Consider the following 18784-nt stretch of genomic DNA (forward strand, 5'->3'; position numbering starts at 1 on the left):
TTCATATAGTAATTAAAAAGCTTAGCAAAGTAGGTGGATGGTATGCCTTCGATTGTAGGAAATCTCGTCGTTCAAAACAGTAACGGCTCTTTCAACTTAGGAGATTTTTATAACGTGTCTCCGAAAGAAAATACGAAAGCTTATAACGGATCTGGGGCTTCCAATGTCGGATTTGTCGTCAATACTTTTAACGGCGTTAGCGCAACAAATACATTTGATTCTGATGTGGCAGATCAAGATCAGATTGGAACAGCGTAAAAAAGAAACAGCCTTAGCTCTATTTTGTGTAGAGCTAGGGCTGTTTCTTTTAATTTTAACATCTTACATATTTACGTTTGAATCCGAGTCTTCCTCTATCAAGTTCTTTATGAATACTTTCGTAAGCATTTAGAAAACTGCTTTTTTTGTTGTCCCGTTTTAGCTCCACTATGCCTACTTCCTTTGCAGTTTCAACTGCCTTTTCATGTAGCGGCACATATGAAATCCCCACAGTGTTTAGAAAATTATTCATAGCGGATTTCGTTCGTTCTGGCGCATCGTGAATTGTATTTTTCACAACTTCTAGCATACTGGTAATCTTACTTCCGGAAAATTCATTGTCTTTTCGATTCCCTAAAAGCCAGCAGTAGCAACTCCAGCCCGTGGACATTCTTAGTTCGTCACCACTTGCAATCCATTTATCAGCAACGTCTTGTGCAAAATCTGATTCTGATAAAGTTACTGCCACCACATAATCGGACAGCATATAAAAGTACGCCCCATCCATCCAACGATCAAAATCCGATTCATTCATAATTTTTGGGTCTGCAATAATGCCTGCAAAGTACATTGCATCGTAGTTACCTGTGGCATACAGCTCTTCAGCTAAACTTTGATTTATTTTTATTTTCTTTGCGATTGGTTTCATAGCACCTGTAGCTACGCCAAAAAGTGGATCCTTTGCACCATTGGATATGTATATTTTTTTAGTTCGTTCCTTGCCGAGAGTTTCAAGCTCTTGCATTACTGTTTCAAAATCCATAGTGTTGCACTTCCTTCCTTAATATTATAATCAATTCGATTATATAAACTAATCATTAGTTAAGATGCTACTCCTCACTAATGATTAGTTTTTCTTTATTGAAATGATAATCCCTTATCTTCTAAAGCCGCTCTCAATTTAGGTAAAGATGCTGGTCCTATACCGTGCAGTTTCAAAATTTCTTTTTCACTATACTTTGAAAGTTCTGCTTCAGTCTTTATTCCATGGTGCTCTAACGCTCGCCTTGCTGGTGCTGAAAGAAGAGAAAGAAAGCCTTCTTTTGGCTTTCTCTCTTTCTCACAGGTTGGGCAAGTTGGACAATCGCTACTTTTGTAGTACTCGTGTCCTTGATCACAAGTTCTTAACGTCGCCATAGTCCATAACCCCTTTCTAAGCTCTATTCGTCAATATTTACAACATGATTTCCATCAAAGAAATATAAACATTTCTCTTTCACAGGATGTTTTAAGCTTTTCTCGAGTGCTTTTGCATATAGTGAAAGCTGTACTTTGTATCGGTCTTCTAAAATTGGTTTCGCTTGATCAAATCCGCCTGGGAACTTTCCTTCAATCGTATCTGTTTTAAAGTCGATTAAAGTAATTCCGTCTTCCTCTTCGATCATGCAGTCGATAACCCCTTGGACAAGTATTGATTCGCCTTTCTTCCCTTGCCAATCTTGATACGCTTCTTCTGCTGAAAGCATCATCGTAAATGGTACTTCGCGCTCAACACTTTTTGCTGCTAATAACCTTTTACCTAAGTCACTGTCAAAGAATGAAATTACCTTTTCAATCGCTATTTCTTCAGCTTGTTCAAATGTTAATAGTTCTTTATTTACCATTCTTGCAATTTGTTCTTGAAGAACTTCAATCGTAATTGGTTTCTTCAAATCTACATGCTGCATAACGGCATGGACTGCTGTCCCTCGCTCTGCGTATGTTAGCCCTTTTTTCTCCATAAAGCGCGGACGTGTTTTAATTGGTGCACGAAGTTTTTTAATAAAGGCGTTATCGCTACCTTCTTCAGATTGATAATTTCTCTTTATTTCTGTAACAGACTGTTTCGCACGGTGAGATGTCGCGTCCGCATACCCGTATTCCCACATCAATCTGTCATACACTTCTTCTTTCCGTTCACTTTCTAACGGAACAGCTTTTTTATCGCGAAGCGCTTCTAATAACTCTTGTTTCTCTTCTTGAACTGGTTCTGGTGCAAGTAAATCTTTTCCTTCAACAACTTCCACTTTCCAGCTAGCACTATATTCATAAATTTCGCCTGGAATATTTCCTTGTCCTAATTCAAGAAGCATTTCACTATCACGGTGTCTATATAAGGAAGGTGCAATCCAGTCTAAGTAGCAAGACGCTCCGGCACGAATATGGTCTGGTAATAACCATTCACTATGCTCTCTTGCATCGAGCCATTTTTCCATTTCTTTATTGGCATCTTTAACTGTTCCAATTAAAATTAACTTCTCTTTTGCACGTGTTAACGCTACGTATAGTACGCGCATTTCTTCCGCAATTAATTCCATCTTCATTTTACGCTTAATCGCTAGTTGCGATAATGTCGTATATTTAATTCGTTTACGAGGATCGATAAATTGTGAACCGAAACCAAAATCTTTATGAAGTAAGAAACGCTTCATTAAATCTTGTGTATTAAAACGGCGACCAAGTCCAGCTACAAACACGACTGGGAACTCTAGCCCTTTACTTTTATGAATCGTCATAATGCGAACAACATCTTCTTGTTCACCTAAAGCTCTCGCCGTTCCCATATCATCTCCGCGTTCTAAAATACGCTCAATAAAGCGCAAGAAGCGGAATAATCCTCTAAACGATGTTGCTTCATATTGTCTTGCGCGATCATATAGTACGCGTAAGTTTGCTTGCCTTTGCTTTCCGGCTGGTAAACCGCCGACAAAGTCGTAATAGCCTGTCTCACCGTACACTTTCCAAATTAAATCAGAAAGAGATTGTTGACGCGCAAATTCACGCCACCCTTGCAGTAAGTTATAAAACCACTCTAATTTATCATGCAGTTCTTGTTCTTCTTCAAGCGGCGCTCCCTTTAAGAATGAGCTCATCACTTCATAAAACGAGCCTTTCTTTCCATGAGCACGAAGCGTCGCAAGTTCTTCGTCATTTAGTCCAACGATCGGTGAACGAAGTACAGCTGCAAGCGGAATATCTTGCATCGGGTTATCAATGACGCGGAATACGTTCATCATAATATTTACTTCTGTCGCTTCAAAGTAACCAGTCGCAAGGTCAGCATATACCGGAATTCCTTGTAGTTTTAACTCTTCCATAATTTGCGGCGCCCATGGCATGGAGCGAAGTAAAATAACGAAATCACGATATTGCACTGGGCGCATACTATCGGTTTTACGATCATACACTTCATAGCCTGAATCGACCATTGCTTTAATACGCTGCGCCATAAGACGAGCTTCAAGCTGCGCTTTTTCTACTTCGGCACCTTCTTCACCGTCTTGCACTTCTTCCTCAGTTTGCTGAATACATAATAGCTCTGCCGCTACATCTTCACCTTCTGGATAGCTAGCACCTAGCTTTAATTCAGCGTCAGCATCATAATCGATTTCGCCGACTTCTTCGCCCATAATTTGTTTGAAAATAAAGTTCGTACCTGCTAGCACTTCATGACGGCTACGGAAGTTTTTCGCTAAGTCAATCTTCATTCCGCCGCCCGATCCTTCTTGTGTGAAACGTTTATATTTTCCTAAGAATAAACCAGGCTCTGCTAGTCGGAAACGATAGATTGACTGTTTTACGTCACCAACCATGAACAAGTTTCCTTCACTCTCGGAATCTTTCGTTACAAATTTAATAATTGATTCCTGTACGAAATTCGTATCTTGATATTCATCAACTAGTACTTCAGCAAATTTATTACGATATTGAAGTGCTACTGCTGACGGCTTCATTTCACCGTCTTCACTTTGCTCGCTTAAAATTTGCAAACAGAAATGCTCTAAATCTGTGAAATCGACCATTCCTTTATCTCGCTTAATCGCTTGGAAACGCTCTGTAAATACTTTTACAAGCTTCACGAGTTTTTCTAATACAGGATGCATATCTTGAAAATCTCGTAAGAAACTTTCGGGTCTGCGGCTAAATAGCTCTTCTTGTAATTTCTTTACTTCATCTTTCGCTTTATTACGAAGAGAATCTACTTGTTTTACAACATCTTCGTTGTAATCACTTTTTTTAATACGCTTTAACGTTTGCCACGATACATTTTGCATCGCTTCATAAACGCTTGTCCACGATCCACGCGCTGCTGAGGATAACGTTCCAAGTAAAGCTAAATCCGCTTGTAAAGTTTCAACGCGAGGCGCTGGACCATCAGGAAGCATTGCGAGTTCAGTCGCCTTACGAATATGCTTTTCCGCTGTTTCAAGCTGAAACTTCACATCTTCTAATAAGTAAGAAGCGTACACTAAATCTTCAATCGTCTTTCCTTCAACGTCGTATGCTTCTACTAATTTATCAAGCCACTTCTCCGGGTTTGGATGCGCTCTTGATTCTGTATGAAGCGCTAAAATCATTCGTTGTAAGTCATCGTCACTACGGTCACTCGTATAACGATCAACTAGTTCAAAGAAAATACTATTATCTTCGATTCCATATTCTTCTTCTAATATGTCATCTAGCACTTCTTCTTTTAATAACTCATTTTCTGTTTGGTTCGCAATACGAAAACGAGGATCGACATCAAGCATGTAATAATATCCTCTAATAACTTGTAAACAAAATGAATGAATTGTAGAAATGGAAGCTTTATTTAATAAGCTAAGCTGCTTTCTTATATGCTGTGAACCTGGCCCATCAATTAATACTTTTTCTAACGCTTCCCCAATTCGATTTTTCATTTCTTGCGCTGCTGCATTCGTAAATGTTACAACGAGCAAGCGGTCGACATCGACTGGATTTTCCTCACTTATAATCTTTTTAATAATACGTTCAACTAATACCGCTGTTTTCCCTGATCCAGCTGCCGCTGCGACTAAAATATCACGTCCGTTCGCTACAACCGCTTTCCACTGGTCATCTGTCCATTGACTACCTTCTAGTTTCTGAGGCCAATTTTCTATCATTCTCCGCCAACCTCCTCTCTAATTTTCTCCATCGCTTCGCTATCTTTCATATCTTTTAACGTACGGAATTGGTTATCTTCAAGTGATTCATCAAATTGACAAACAGATTTGAAGTTACAGAACGTACATGCCGCTTTATTCCCCTTTTTGTAAGGAGCAATATCGATAACACCTTCTGTAATGTCTTTTCCGATATTTTCAAACGAGTGGTGTACATATTTTTGAAGTACGTTAAACTCTTGTTCACTTGCAATGCTAGAACGCGCACTAAAACTACCATCTTTTTTCAGACCAGCAGAAATAATATCAGAGCTTCCTGTTGAAAGTTTATTATCCATTAAACGCACAACGTCAGCATCTCCTAGTACGAGACCTTTCATTTTAAATTTCTTTAAAATTTCTTTCTCAATTTCTTCTTCAGATGCATCGCCTTTCATCTCAACAATCGGGTTATGAATATGGAAATACAATACACCCGCCGGTGATGCAGTACTGCCCTTTTTCATCCACGTATGTGCATTTGAAGTAACAACATCTAAATACGTTAACATTTGAAGTGCGAGTCCGTAATACACTTCTGTTAAATCTAACGCTTTCGAACTTGATTTATAATCAATAATACGAAGGAACGTACCACTCTCATCTTCCGCCTTATCAACACGGTCAATACGGCCAACTACTTCCATCTTCACACCATTTGGCAACGCAAATTCCATTGGTGGAAGAGATCCAGTCCCGCCCATACCGAACGGTACTTCTAAATCAACTGGTACAAATCCACTCGACTTCGCATGTTCACGAAGAATAAGTGACGTACGGAAAATGATTTGTTGTAGTTTTTGCTTTAAATAGAAATGACGGTTCGAACTTAATAAAATTTGTCTTTGTAATAACGGTGCAATTTCTTCTATTACTAAAGCAGAAAGGTGTTCACACTCTTTTATTGATAAATCCGCCCAAGTCCGATTTTCACGTAATAACTTGTCTGCAATTCTCTTCAGCGCCGCATGGAATAACTCACCGATATCTGGCGCATCAAGTTTGAAAATATCACGCTCTCTTAGCGATAAACCGTGCTGAGCAAAATGAGCGTACGCACAGCGATTAAATAGCTCCATACGAGAAACGCTTCCCTTAATTGTATCTCCATATAAATCCCTACTTACATCTGTACTTAGTTTCTGTGCACGATTTCGGTAGAATAAACTTGATAACACACGGCTACTTTTTTGCTTCCATTCATCTGAAGTAACGTAGAAGTTATATACGTCCCACCAAAAGTCTAAATTGCCTTCAAATCCGTAACGCTTCCACGTTTGCAATTGCTGCATGACATAAGACAACGTTACTTCTGGCGTTGCTACATATGAGATTTGTTCCGAACGCGATAAGTCATTTACATCATTCGTAATAAACGATTCTTTCACATCAGGGAACATTCTTTTTATTTTTTTAATAAAACTAGAAGCAAGTAACGTCTTTCCTTCTTCATCCGCAAGCGGACAGGAAATGTATAACTTCTCAGATGCTCTCGTCACCATTTGATACATAACGAACTGTTCTTCTAATAAAGTTTGTCTCGTCGTTGGTGCTAATTCGATACCTGCAGCGGTGAGAACATTTCTTTCCTCATCAGAAAGCATACCTTCATCCATAGGCGCTGCTGGAATCACTCCTTCATTTACTCCAATAATGAACGTCGCTTTAATATCTGATAATCTAGAATGATCAATATTAGCAACTAACACTTGATCTAGTGACGGCGGAATGTTCGCAAATTGAAGTGCCTCAAGACCTGTCGACATAACCTCCGTAAACATTGAAAGGGACATCTTCTCTTCGCCAAGCATCTCAACGAACGTATCAAGAAGATTCATCACTTCTTCCCATACTTGCTCATGGTCTGTCGCAAATAAGAAATCTCCATTTTCTTCTGCACGAACACGTAATTCTTCTAGTTTTTTCGGAACGTCAAGCTCCTCTAAAAATAAATATACCGCTTCGCACATTTGCATAACTGTTCCAGCACGCTTCAGTCTTTTTTGCATACGAATAACTGGCGTTCTTACAACGTCGCGAAGTCGATTTATTTTCTCTTCCATTTCACGCTCACTGTCTGTTATCATTTCGCTCGCATCATCAAGAGAACGATAACGACGATACATCCACGGATCTTCAGAAGTCCATCTCTTCCCTTGTACACCGTACGCTAAACAGTAGTTTTCAAACTCATCCATCTCTTCGCGCATCGCTTCTTTTCTTACATCTAATGGATATAAAAGCTCTGTTTTCACGCAGCGAAATACTGCATCATAACGCCAATTCCCGCTAATAATCTCGAGTGCAGAACGAATACATTCTACTAGCGGATGATGTGACATTGGGCGTTTTTCATCGATGAAATGCGGGATATTATAATCCGTAAATAACGTTCGCATTACGTCGTAATAACTTTCTCCGTTACGAAGAAGGACTGCGATATCTCGGTAACGATAGTCTTCATCCGCCACAAGTCTTCTAATTTCACGAGCTACACCTTCTACTTCAGCTCGTAAATTAGCTGCTGTACTAATTGTCACACTCGCTTCACCATGATACTTTTCATTCGGACGCGCTTCATAATGCGTTTCTAAATGAGCTAATGCTGGAGAATGAAAACGCGGTTGTTCCATAAGTGGAATTGTTTTTTCAATTTCTATTTTCTCTTCACGCGCTACTTGTTTTATTTTTTCATACGTTAACGTCGTTTCATAAAATAAATCTAGTTCATTCACTGGCTGCGCTAACGTTTTTTCATCTATCGTTAATGTTATTGTTACTCTTGTCCCTAATCTCATTAGCCCTCTAACGATTTCTAGCTCTTGAGGAGAAAATGAATGGAATCCATCTATATAAATTTCCGCGTCTTTTACATACTCAGAGTCTGAAAGCTTCTCAATTAATAATTGTAAGTAGTCTTCTGAATCTAAATACTTTCCGATTAAAGCACGTTCAAAATCATCATATAGTAACTGTAAATCATACACTTTATTCGCTAGTAGCTTTTGCTCTGCACTACTGCTATGTGTGTCTAATTGTTGCCACATTTCATATACGTTAGACGGCGTTACATTGTAACGTTTAAACTCAGCAATCATACTACCAAGATGTTCAAAGAAACCGTTTTGCTCCGCTGCTTTTTGAAACACAGATAGTCCATCTTTACGAGACTCTACAATTTTACGAAGCAACATATGTACACCAGCTTCATCAATATGAAGACGACTCGCTCCGCCAACTTCTTGCAGCACCTTCCACGCTAATCGCGAAAAACTAAAAACTTGTGCCCGAATAGAACCTCTTACATCTTCGCTCCCAATTAACGCCTGCTGCGTTTGGAATGTCATCTGTTCTGGCACAAGATATAATATTGTTTTCCCTCTTGGGCGCTGTTTTAACTCTTCTTGCACTTCGTGTAAACAAAGTGTACTTTTTCCACTTCCAGCTCTACCAATCACAAATCGAAGTGACATGTAACCCCACCTTTCACTTACATAACGAACGTTAGTTTGCTATCACAATTGTATTATAGGACGATAAAAAAGACAAACATACTCGTTTGTCTTTTCCTTATACTTCATTTTATTATATCAGCCTTTTGAAAAATTCGTTTGTACCTCTTGAATCGGCCAATATCGTAAATCAACTTTACCGACAACTGTATCAGCTTTCACAAAGCCGAAGTGCCTACTATCCCAACTACCAAGGCGGTTGTCACCAACTACAAAAATAGAACCGGGTGGTACAAACTTTTCTTTCGTTAATTCTTCTAATTTAAAATCACCTGTTAATTGCCGTCCATTCGCCTCTTTCTTATACGTCTCTAAATAAGGTTCCTCCACGAATTGTCCGTTTATATATAATTTATCATGCTTATATTCGATATGATCCCCAGGTAAACCAATAATTCGCTTTACATAGTCCTCTTTTTTATTCGCATGAAAAACGACGACATCAAATCGATTCAAGTCCCCTACTTGATAACTCACCTTATTCACAACGAGCATATTTCCATCTTGCAATGTCGGCATCATTGACTTTCCCTCTACAACGTACGTTGAAAAGAAAAACGTTCGAAAAAATACAGCTAATAGTACACCAATTAAAATTGTTCTTATCCACTCTAGCCCTTCTTTTTTCAAAGTTTTCTTCATTCGCTTCTCCCCTCGCCCTTTAATAATGAAGCTTGCATTTATAAAGTGAAACTTAATCGGTGGGGGTTTTGTTCATCCCCCACCGATTATTAGCCCGCACCAATCGGGCATTTACGGGCAGTTTGATCTCCCACTTAACTTCTTTGCTTCAGTCGAATTTTTTGGTGGGAGTTTTATTGCCCTCAAATAGCGGGACAAAGAAGACTTTTCCTACTGTAGTTCTAACTTTACTTCAATTTTTTTACCGACATACCATAAAATAAAAATAACAACGCCCACAATAACAGATTTCACCGGCTTATGAATAAATGACACTAAATCATGACCGATATACGTTAAAATAAAGATCATAACAAGCTTTCCAAATGCTAATGCTAGTCCAAACTGTTTTACGCTAATGCGAGATAAACCAGCTACAACGTTTATAAGCGCAGATGGTGTGAACGGAAAACAAAATATAACAAAGATTGGCGCGAACCCTTTTCTTTCAATCCATCCCATCGCTTTTCGCACTCTCTCATGCTTATTTACAAAAGAAAAGAAACGACTTCTTCCAAAGCTACGAATAATGAAAAATACAAGCATTGCACCAATTACTGACCCAATCCATGAATAAAGAAAACCGAACCAAAAACCAAATGCAACAGCATTCGCCAACACAAACACAATGAGTGGCAATGCCGGAATAAGCGCCTCTATCATCGGTAAGCCAATACCGAGAAGCGGTCCGAACGCACGATAACTTTCAACAATATGATCCATATTTTCTGGTGAAAAATACTCTTTGATTGTTTGAAAATCCATTCTACACTTTACCCCTTTACTCTAATTACTACCTCTACTGTATCATCGCTTAAATGAAAGAGGAAATGGTAGATACGACATATGGAGATGTATTTATTAAAGTTTCCATATCATCCGCTAGAATTCCTTCATTATTATGCTATGATAATCTTTCAATATTCGACAAGGTTTGTTGTACGTTTGATTGTTTGAGGAACAATATTTTTTGATGATTTTTTCGGTAAATGAAATTACACCGGTGATTTTCTGAATACATCGACCACAATTTGATTTTTATCGACTTTCCGACAAAAACAGACAAATAAAAAGGATGAGTCTCCCCATCCTTTCCCTCTCACACTTCGCCTTCCTTCACAAAATACACTTTCTCATATGCTGGTGTTAATTTAGATTCTTCATTTTTATCAATCTCTTTAAAGCAAGGATTTCCTTGTTTTTTCTTACGATCTTCATACTCTGTCCGTAATTTCGCTGTACGATTTTGCTGATTTTCAAAGCTACTTTTTGACATTTCTAGTTTCACAGCGAAACCATTTATAAATCTAATAATAAGATTTCCATCTTTTAATTCTTTATTATCTTCAATATGAAAATGAGATAACCACGCGCACTCTTTTCGAGAATAAGAATACGTAGGGAAAAAATAAAGTTGATCTGTCGGGCTAATTGCGATAGGAGCTTTATGTGTAATACGCGTTAACTCCTTCGTTCCTTCTTTTCTTCCAAAGAAACTAGAACCATGCTTCCGGCAACTTCTCTCTATAATATCAAGAGGCTTTTGAAATACGAAAAAAGAATCTTCCATTTCTACAATTCGCGTAACAACTTTCTTTTCTCCTAGAACAACAGGAAGTAAGGCCATTGTATTTTTGCTTACAACATAGTTTTCGACATAACGTTCTACTTTACTTTCCATAGTCTACTGTCTGCTACTACAAATATAGGAAAATGTATATCCTTAGAGTATGTAGTTTTTGCACGCTAAGAATACTTTTATCTATACTCGCTCTTTTGTTAGTAACAGATTTTTCACCTCTCTTTTTTTAATTTTCGATTGCTATTTAATTTCCCTTCTTCATTTCCCTTTTATAGTAGCACCTACGAAAAGGAAATGGTTTACATTCCACGATTCTTTACAAATACTTATAATAAATCAAATATAATATAAATTTGTTAATTATGATATTTGAATATTAAAGGGATAATCTGTATAAAAAAAGGATTCTATATACGAAAAAAGAATTTATATCATTTGTAATATGTTTAACACATTCCCCTTTTCATATAATTACAGCAATTAATTTTGCTATAATTAAAATATAAATCAAATATACGGAGGTCTCTCATGGAAGAAAAGCAAGATCATCCAACAATTCAAATGAAAAATAGTAGCATTGTTATCGTAAAAAATTCAGCGAGTATTATATTCGGTTTATTTTTTATTTTACTGTTCTTCGCGAAGCCTTTTCGTAAATCTAAATGTCCAGAATGCAAGAAACGTGAAAAGAAAAAAGCTGTGAAAGAACACTAAAAGGCCTTCCTTTACGGAAAGCCCTTTTTACATACTGATTGCCATTTCCTTCATTCTTCTTCATCCTCAAAAAACCTACTATTTTTTCTTCCAAGATTCTCTGTATCTCTTTCAACCTGTAATATGGTTCTTGATCTAAATACCGAGAATGAGACTTCCTCAAATCAATTACCGTCACTTTATCATTTTCATAAGTTTTCGAGTACGCCTTTATTCCTTCAATCGTACTTTTTAGGCTGTCTTTATTACTAATATAAATATCGTATATCTCAACAACAAAAAAAAGGATGGCATAAGCCATCCTTTTTTCTATAATAAACTATAAAATTATAGTTTGATTACGTTTTTAGCTTGAGGTCCACGGTTGCCATCTTCGATTTCGAAGCTAACTTTTTGGCCTTCTTCTAAAGATTTGAAACCATCAGTTTCGATTGCAGAGAAATGTACGAATACATCGTTTTCGCCTGGAACTTCGATGAAACCGAAGCCTTTTTCGTTGTTAAACCATTTTACTTGTCCTGTAACTGTCATAATTATTTCCTCCTACGAAAATACATTTTATTTAGTCTTCATGTATAAAAAAAGAATCCACACATTATCAAATTCGAAACATAAACTAGTTCTCACATACTTTTTCCCGTTTGTTTTCGGCATTTGATAATATATGGATTGCTTAATTTAATTATTCAACTGGTATTATCATAACACACTTAAAATAGAATGTACAATCTTTTTAAAAATAAAATTTCTAAATTTTAGTATTTCTTATAAAATATAACCACACCTATTCTAATAAGGAGGCGTGTATGACAGAAATAATCCCTAAAAAAACATTAAAGAGAATTGAAAAAGATATTGAAAATAACAACCTTGGAAAAGCAAGAGATAGATTACACGGATTAATCACTACTTATCCGAATGAATTAGCACTTAGGAAAAAACTCGGTGACATTTACTTTACATTACAATACCCAGAAATGGCTGGACGGTATTGGTATCTTGAAAAAGAGAAAACAGATGTTATGCACGCGGCATGTCTACAATTTGAAAAATCGATGGGAAACGACTCTTATCATATTGTACGTGCTTTAAAATTCAAAGGAGATCGTAACATTATTACAGGACTACAAACCGAACGTCCCTTACAGCCATTGCAGAAAAAAGTGATAGAAGAACTAATTGATGATTATGAAGAAACATGGAAAGACAAACTATTTACATGGGGCTGTCTATCATTATTCGCATTCCTTCTTTTTACTGCTATCGTTGGTATATTCACTATATTAGATTGGATATTTTAAATAGAAGTGAACGTCCCACAATACGACGACAAATAAAATCACATCAACTTTCCCACAAAGTTTAACAATGTCAGCGACGTAATAATAAATAAGAAAAGTGCCCCAAAAATTTTTTGGGGGCACCTACTTATACCTTTATTTCGTAAACTGTTCTTCTTCTGTGGATCCTTTTAGAGCAGTCGTTGATGAAGTACCGCCCGTAATTACTTGTGCTACTTCATCAAAGTATCCTGTTCCTACTTCGCGTTGATGGCGCGTTGCAGAGTAACCATCTTTTTCTGCTGCGAACTCTGCTTGTTGTAATTCAGAGTACGCTGCCATGCCGCGCTCTTTATAACCACGCGCTAATTCAAACATGCCGTAATTTAATGAATGGAATCCAGCAAGCGTTACGAACTGGAATTTATAACCGTATAATGCAATTTCTTTTTGGAAGCTTGCAATTGTTTTTTCATCTAACTTTTGTTTCCAGTTAAAAGAAGGGGAACAGTTGTAAGCAAGTAGCTTCCCTGGATATTTCTTATGAATTGCGTCCGCAAAGCGTTTTGCATCTTCTAAATTTGGCTCCGACGTTTCACACCAAACGAGATCTGCATACGGCGCATACGCTAAACCACGTGCAATCGCTTGATCAAGACCTGCTTTCGTACGATAAAACCCTTCTGGTGTTCTTTCACCTGTAATAAACTCTTGATCAACTGGATCGATATCGCTCGTAATTAAATCTGCCGCATCTGCATCTGTTCTAGCGACGATAATTGTTGGTACACCCATTACATCCGCAGCAAGACGTGCCGAAATTAAATTACGCACCGCTGTTTGCGTCGGTAATAATACTTTTCCGCCTAAATGCCCGCATTTTTTCTCTGAAGATAATTGGTCTTCAAAGTGCACGCCAGATGCACCCGCTTCAATCATCCCTTTCATTAATTCAAATACGTTTAACTGTCCACCAAACCCAGCTTCAGCATCCGCCACAATTGGGACGAAATAATCCGTATCACCGCTACCTTCCATATGCTGAATTTGATCAGCACGTTGAAGCGTTTGGTTAATTCGCTTTACAACAGCTGGCACACTGTTCGCTGGGTATAAGCTTTGGTCAGGATACATATGTCCAGAAAGGTTCGCATCTGCCGCTACTTGCCAACCGCTTAAATAAATTGCTTTTAATCCAGCCTTCACTTGTTGCATCGCTTGGTTTCCTGTTAATGCCCCAAGTGCATTAATATAATCTTCTGTATGAAGTGATTTCCAAAGCTTCTCTGCACCACAGCGCGCTAACGTATGTTCAATATCAATCGATCCGCGCAGACGAATTACATCTTCAGCTGTATATGGACGTGTGATCCCTTTCCAGCGCGTATCTAATTCCCAGCTTTCCTGCAATTTATCAATTCTTTCGTTTTTCATATGTTCCATCCCCTTTTCTTGTTTCTTATAAAATTTCATAACCCGGTAATGTTAAAAACGGCATGAACTCGTTATTACGAACAAGGTTTGTAAACAGTTTTGTTGCTTCTTCAAATCTCCCCTTATTAAATGCTTCCTTACCAATCTCTCTTTCTATTTTTGCTAGTTCTTCTTCTTTCAATTCTTCCATCAATTTAAAAGTGATATTACGGCCATCACTTAACTTTCCACCCTCATGACGAATCCACTGCCATACTTGTGCTCTTGATATTTCCGCTGTTGCCGCATCTTCCATTAAGTTATAAATTGGAGCTGCTCCTCTCCCGCTTAACCAAGATGCAATATATTGAATACCGACGTTAATATTCGTGCGAAGGCCACCTTCTGTAATCGTTCCCATCGGCACTTCTAATAAGTCCTTTTCTGTTACACGTATTTCTTCACGCTTTCTAAAAATTTGATTTGGCGTTTTCATTATGTGATTAAATACTTCCATTGCAACCGGTACAAGTCCCGGGTGGGCAACCCAAGTCCCATCATGACCGTCTAAAGCTTCGCGCTCCTTATCAGCACGCACTTTCTCGAAAGCTGCCTCATTTGCTTCTGGATCATTTTTAATTGGGATTTGCGCCGCCATCCCTCCGATTGCTGGCGCGTTACGACGATGACACGTTTGAATAACTTTCAAAGAATACGCGCGCATAAACGGCGCTGTCATCGTAACTTGCGCTCTATCCGGAAGTAAAAATTCATTATGATTACGGAAGCTCTTTAAGAAACTAAATATATAATCCCATCGTCCGCAGTTTAAACCAGCAGAATGATCTCTTAGTTCATACAAAATTTCATCCATTTCAAATGAAGCGTGAATCGTTTCTATTAACACAGTCGCTTTAATCGTTCCATTCGGAATACCGATATACTTTTGAGCGAATATGAAAACGTCATTCCATAATCTTGCCTCTAAGTAACTTTCCATTTTTGGTAAGTAAAAGTACGGGCCACTTCCGCTTGCTAAAAGCACCTTCGCATTATGGAAAAAGTACAAGCCAAAATCTACTAAACTGCCAGACATGTTCTTACCGTCAACTTGCATATGTTTGTCTTCTAAATGCCACCCTCTCGGACGCACAATTAATACAGCTGTTTTATTATTTAAACGATATTCTTTACCGTTTTCATTTTTATGTGAGATCGTTCCCTTACTCGCATCTCGTAAGTTAATTTGACCTTCGACAGCATTTCTCCAAGTTGGTGCATTCGAATCTTCAAAGTCTGCCATAAAAAGATGTGCTCCTGAATTCAAAGCGTTAATGACCATCTTTCTATCCACCGGTCCAGTAATCTCCACGCGGCGATCCTCTAAATCTTTCGGAAGCTGGGCGATTGTCCAATCCCCTTCACGTATATGCTTTGTTTCTTCTAAAAATGTAGGAAACTCGCCTGCATCAATTCTTTTTTGTTTCTCCACACGCTTTTGTAAAAGTTCCGTGCGGCGTTCATTGAAATTTTCATGCAGTTCCTTTAAAAAACTAAGCGCCTCAGGTGTCAATATTTCGTTGTACGCTGGTAACATTTCTCCGGCCAGTGTAACCCGTGAAGTTTGCGTCGACATATTAGCATCCCCTTTTTAAACTGTCTTATAACAGATTTGATTTTATGTTTTATATTATATAACAAATCTTCAGAAAAGGAAGTTTTTTTTGAAAATTTAATGGTTTTTTTACAAAACTGTGTTTATCCATTATGATTTCAAGCAAAAAAAGAGTCAGTGTTATATAACACTGACTCTTTTTTATTATTTATTCAAAAATTGTTTTAAATAAGAACTGCGCATATTGTTCACGTGTTACTTTCATGTTTGGAGCAAAGTTTCCAGTTCCATCTCCTACAGAAATACCATTTGAACCTACTGCATTAATCGCATTGTATGCCCAATGTCCTTTCGGTACATCTTTAAATCCTTGTGTTCCTTTTACTTCTAATTCATATGCTACTGTAAGCACTTGAGCCATTTCTGCACGTGTTAGTGTATCTTTCGGTCTAAAGTTTCCAGTTCCATCACCGTTAAAGATACCTACCTCTGTTAATACTAAAATTTCTTCTAAGAACATTGTTGATTTTTCATTAATATCTTTGTATGGATTCTCAAGGATATCGCCTTCCTCGAATACTTCACTGAAATCGATAGTACGATAAATTAAAGCAGCTACTTGTTCACGAGTTATGTTATGTCCAAAACCGAACACGCCATTTCCATAACCAAGCATAATTTCTTCTTGTGCTAAAGTTTGAATTGCTTCGTAAGACCAATGTCCTGCTGGTACATCTTTAAAGATAGCCTGACTTGCTTGTTGTGGCTTAGGCTTAGCAGCTACTTCGGCATTCGCTGTAGCGCCTTCAGCACTAAATGCAACTCCACCCATAATTGTTAAAGCTGTTGCTACTTTTAAAATCTTTTTCTTCACTGTATTCTCTCCCTAAAAAAAACATATTTTTTTCTAATATAAAGAATTTACGGAAAAGTAACAATACACTTATCCATATAATGTTTGTCTAATTTGTGAACTGTATTTCACATACTTATCTTTATACTTAATTAACAATAAAGTTACTAAATCGTACTTTTTTTCAATAAAAAGTAACTATAATTAACTTGTTTTTTCCATAAATACTAACCACGGAACTATGAACAGCAGAATAAATATACAGATAAACAATTTAAAATAAGAAAAAAGCGCGTAATTTCCGCGCTTTTTTTAAAGAAATATGATATATTAATATAATTTTATTTTTCTTGTACTATTTTTTAAAAAACTTCCGTTTCATGTTATTCATCTTTCAAATGAAAATTAATAATAGCTTTATATAAAAATGTTGCATATTGCTCACGTGTTACAACTTTATTCGGTTCAAACTTTCCATTTCCTGTCCCTACTATGACATTATTTGATTGCAGAGCACTAATTGAATTTTTTGCCCAGTAATTATTCGGTACATCTTTAAATGTATGCTGTTGCTTCACTTCAAATGAAAATGCCTGTGTAAGAACTTGCGCTACTTCTGCACGTGTAATTGTTTCCCTAGGTCTAAAGTTCCCCTTCTCATCACCTTTAAAAATACCGCGCTCTGTTAATGCTAAAATTTCATTTGGAAACATTGTTGATCTTTCAGAAATATCCTTATAAGGATTTTTTAATGGGCCTTCATGTTTTATATTAAGTGCGCGATACAGTACTGCCGCCACTTGTTCACGTGTTACGTTATCACCTACACCAAACTTTCCATTTCCATAACCTAGCATAATTTTATTATATGCCGCATCTAGAATATAATCATATGCCCAATGGTTTACTGGGACATCGTCAAATACAATCATTTCAGGATATTCTTCTGCTTTTATGTTAGGAACATTTGCACTTACCAATAATCCACCCATAATAGTCGCTGCCGCCATTATACGGAACATTTTTTTCTTCATAGTCCTCGCTCCTTCATTTCCACTTTATTAAAAGTGGAACATAATAGACTAAATTCTTTCCCCATATTACATATGCTGTATTTGCAAGCCCTATGTAATATATTGCATTTTTAACATCTATTATTTTGAAGATTACTAGGAGAGCCAATTCGCTCTCAATTCCAATTGGTATTCTGAATTGCATGCAAATCATTTGAAGAAATATTCTTATCTTTGCGCTCTAGTTTCTCTATTTGATTTTCAAAAAGGATAAACAAAAGCTTTTGCAAAGATGTTATATATACAATATTCTACTATCTACTAATCAAGTCCTTCACTTATAAAAATTTCACTTTATAGACAAAAAAAGCGCAAATATCATATTTGCGCTTTTTTCGATCTTCATAGATTAATCGTTTGCGTAGAATCTATGAATTGCATTATTTAAGAACTTCGCATACTGTTCACGGGTTACAAGTTTTTCTGGTTCAAATAAAGTGAAACTTTAATCAGTGGGGGTTTTGTTCATCCCCCACTGATTATTGGCTCTCACCAATCGGGCGTTTACGGGCAGCAGGGCTCCCACCTAACTTCTTTGCTCTACCTGAATTTTGAGGTGGGAGTTTTACTGCCCACAAATAGCGGGATAAACCATTACCAGTTCCAACTATAGCTTTATTAGATTGTAAGGTGCTTATCGTATCTTTAGCCCAATCGTTTTCTGGTATGTCAGTAAATGTATGTTTTTCTTTCACTTAGAAAACCTTTATTTCTAAAAACTTCACCTTTCAGACAAAAAAGTACAAGTATAATCTAAAATGTACCCTATAGAATAGACACTGAAAAAAAAGTCTATTCTATAGGGTATTTCTTGTATAATGAGAGAAAATTGGGATCGGAGAAAGTTCAAAATGACAAAAAAGCTATTTACAGAAAGA

At 37.2% G+C, this 18784-nt stretch carries 15 protein-coding genes and 3 pseudogenes; 3 read left to right on the forward strand and 15 right to left on the reverse strand.

Annotation, left to right across the window (positions count from 1 at the left end):
- Positions 1 to 42 precede the first annotated feature (42 nt).
- The gene (gene gerPF / locus ABH960_RS14320) at positions 43 to 258 is read left to right on the forward strand and encodes a spore germination protein GerPF (RefSeq protein ID WP_002149901.1); all 216 of its coding nucleotides are present in this window, start codon (positions 43 to 45) and stop codon (positions 256 to 258) included.
- Positions 259 to 313: 55 nt separating this feature from the next.
- On the opposite strand, the gene ABH960_RS14325 is transcribed toward gerPF, so the two are convergent.
- From ABH960_RS14325 to ABH960_RS14360, 8 genes and pseudogenes are all read right to left on the reverse strand, one after another.
- Positions 314 to 1021 carry a DNA alkylation repair protein gene (locus ABH960_RS14325; protein ID WP_404445954.1) on the reverse strand — a complete coding sequence of 236 codons (708 nt, stop codon included), beginning with the start codon at positions 1019 to 1021 and terminating at the stop codon, positions 314 to 316.
- Positions 1022 to 1116: 95 nt separating this feature from the next.
- Positions 1117 to 1395 carry an RNA polymerase alpha subunit C-terminal domain-containing protein gene (locus ABH960_RS14330; protein WP_404445957.1) on the reverse strand — a complete coding sequence of 93 codons (279 nt, stop codon included), beginning with the start codon at positions 1393 to 1395 and terminating at the stop codon, positions 1117 to 1119.
- 23 nt (positions 1396 to 1418) lie between these two features.
- Positions 1419 to 5144 carry a helicase-exonuclease AddAB subunit AddA gene (gene addA, locus ABH960_RS14335; RefSeq protein ID WP_404445960.1) on the reverse strand — a complete coding sequence of 1242 codons (3726 nt, stop codon included), beginning with the start codon at positions 5142 to 5144 and terminating at the stop codon, positions 1419 to 1421.
- Complete coding sequence (gene addB / locus ABH960_RS14340; RefSeq protein ID WP_404445963.1) at positions 5141 to 8656, reverse strand: helicase-exonuclease AddAB subunit AddB; 3516 nt, start codon at positions 8654 to 8656, stop codon at positions 5141 to 5143. The genes addA and addB overlap by 4 nt, the downstream gene beginning before the upstream one ends.
- Before the next feature lie 117 nt (positions 8657 to 8773).
- Complete coding sequence (lepB, locus tag ABH960_RS14345; RefSeq protein WP_088292275.1) at positions 8774 to 9337, reverse strand: signal peptidase I; 564 nt, start codon at positions 9335 to 9337, stop codon at positions 8774 to 8776.
- A 210-nt stretch (positions 9338 to 9547) separates the two neighbouring features.
- A complete protein-coding gene (locus ABH960_RS14350) occupies positions 9548 to 10141 on the reverse strand; it encodes a TVP38/TMEM64 family protein (protein WP_002030302.1) in 594 nt (197 codons plus the stop codon).
- 334 nt (positions 10142 to 10475) lie between these two features.
- On the reverse strand, positions 10476 to 11057 hold the full coding sequence (locus tag ABH960_RS14355) for a competence protein ComK (protein WP_002011279.1): 582 nt from the start codon (positions 11055 to 11057) through the stop codon (positions 10476 to 10478).
- Between the two features lie 49 nt (positions 11058 to 11106).
- A pseudogene (locus tag ABH960_RS14360) lies at positions 11107 to 11184 on the reverse strand (RNA-guided endonuclease TnpB family protein); the annotation flags it as partial.
- A gap of 302 nt (positions 11185 to 11486) precedes the next feature.
- Here ABH960_RS14360 and ABH960_RS14365 point away from each other — a divergent pair.
- Complete coding sequence (locus ABH960_RS14365; RefSeq protein WP_002011281.1) at positions 11487 to 11672, forward strand: hypothetical protein; 186 nt, start codon at positions 11487 to 11489, stop codon at positions 11670 to 11672.
- Between the two features lie 50 nt (positions 11673 to 11722).
- On the opposite strand, the pseudogene ABH960_RS14370 reads toward ABH960_RS14365, so the two are convergent.
- Positions 11723 to 11973: pseudogene (locus tag ABH960_RS14370) on the reverse strand (hypothetical protein).
- Positions 11974 to 11999: 26 nt separating this feature from the next.
- Positions 12000 to 12203 (reverse strand): RNA chaperone/antiterminator CspA, encoded by a 204-nt coding sequence (gene cspA / locus ABH960_RS14375; protein ID WP_002011282.1) that lies wholly within the window; start codon positions 12201 to 12203, stop codon positions 12000 to 12002.
- A 275-nt stretch (positions 12204 to 12478) separates the two neighbouring features.
- Here cspA and ABH960_RS14380 point away from each other — a divergent pair, with 275 nt between their 5' ends.
- A complete protein-coding gene (locus tag ABH960_RS14380) occupies positions 12479 to 12973 on the forward strand; it encodes a DUF6584 family protein (RefSeq protein ID WP_016119802.1) in 495 nt (164 codons plus the stop codon).
- A 135-nt stretch (positions 12974 to 13108) separates the two neighbouring features.
- Here the strand turns inward: ABH960_RS14380 and aceA are convergent, their stop codons facing one another.
- The 5 genes and pseudogenes from aceA to ABH960_RS14405 form a co-directional block, all read right to left on the reverse strand.
- Positions 13109 to 14386, reverse strand: coding sequence for an isocitrate lyase (aceA, locus tag ABH960_RS14385; protein WP_404445970.1), 1278 nt, complete (start codon positions 14384 to 14386; stop codon positions 13109 to 13111).
- Positions 14387 to 14411: 25 nt separating this feature from the next.
- Entirely contained in the window at positions 14412 to 16001 is a 1590-nt protein-coding gene (gene aceB / locus ABH960_RS14390) for a malate synthase A (RefSeq protein ID WP_404445973.1), read from the reverse strand.
- Positions 16002 to 16188: 187 nt separating this feature from the next.
- The gene (locus ABH960_RS14395; protein WP_000727132.1) at positions 16189 to 16854 is read right to left on the reverse strand and encodes an S-layer homology domain-containing protein; all 666 of its coding nucleotides are present in this window, start codon (positions 16852 to 16854) and stop codon (positions 16189 to 16191) included.
- 362 nt (positions 16855 to 17216) lie between these two features.
- Positions 17217 to 17867: an S-layer homology domain-containing protein gene (locus ABH960_RS14400; protein WP_404445976.1), complete on the reverse strand. Its 651-nt coding sequence runs from the start codon at positions 17865 to 17867 to the stop codon at positions 17217 to 17219.
- Positions 17868 to 18496: 629 nt separating this feature from the next.
- Positions 18497 to 18601 (reverse strand): annotated as a pseudogene (locus ABH960_RS14405) (S-layer homology domain-containing protein); the annotation flags it as partial.
- Positions 18602 to 18784 lie beyond the last annotated feature (183 nt).

The organism is Bacillus sp. RC252 (genome assembly GCF_044909215.1).
In the GTDB taxonomy this organism is placed as follows: Bacteria; Bacillota; Bacilli; order Bacillales; family Bacillaceae_G; genus Bacillus_A; species Bacillus_A mycoides.

Coding starts and splice junctions, on each gene's coding strand:
- gerPF (WP_002149901.1), top strand. CDS start 43: ATGCCTTCGATTGTAGGAAATCTCGTCGTTCAAAACAGTAACGGCTCT.
- ABH960_RS14325 (WP_404445954.1), bottom strand. CDS start 1,021: ATGGATTTTGAAACAGTAATGCAAGAGCTTGAAACTCTCGGCAAGGAA.
- ABH960_RS14330 (WP_404445957.1), bottom strand. CDS start 1,395: ATGGCGACGTTAAGAACTTGTGATCAAGGACACGAGTACTACAAAAGT.
- addA (WP_404445960.1), bottom strand. CDS start 5,144: ATGATAGAAAATTGGCCTCAGAAACTAGAAGGTAGTCAATGGACAGAT.
- addB (WP_404445963.1), bottom strand. CDS start 8,656: ATGTCACTTCGATTTGTGATTGGTAGAGCTGGAAGTGGAAAAAGTACA.
- lepB (WP_088292275.1), bottom strand. CDS start 9,337: ATGAAGAAAACTTTGAAAAAAGAAGGGCTAGAGTGGATAAGAACAATT.
- ABH960_RS14350 (WP_002030302.1), bottom strand. CDS start 10,141: ATGGATTTTCAAACAATCAAAGAGTATTTTTCACCAGAAAATATGGAT.
- ABH960_RS14355 (WP_002011279.1), bottom strand. CDS start 11,057: ATGGAAAGTAAAGTAGAACGTTATGTCGAAAACTATGTTGTAAGCAAA.
- ABH960_RS14365 (WP_002011281.1), top strand. CDS start 11,487: ATGGAAGAAAAGCAAGATCATCCAACAATTCAAATGAAAAATAGTAGC.
- cspA (WP_002011282.1), bottom strand. CDS start 12,203: ATGACAGTTACAGGACAAGTAAAATGGTTTAACAACGAAAAAGGCTTC.
- ABH960_RS14380 (WP_016119802.1), top strand. CDS start 12,479: ATGACAGAAATAATCCCTAAAAAAACATTAAAGAGAATTGAAAAAGAT.
- aceA (WP_404445970.1), bottom strand. CDS start 14,386: ATGAAAAACGAAAGAATTGATAAATTGCAGGAAAGCTGGGAATTAGAT.
- aceB (WP_404445973.1), bottom strand. CDS start 16,001: ATGTCGACGCAAACTTCACGGGTTACACTGGCCGGAGAAATGTTACCA.
- ABH960_RS14400 (WP_404445976.1), bottom strand. CDS start 17,867: ATGAAGAAAAAAATGTTCCGTATAATGGCGGCAGCGACTATTATGGGT.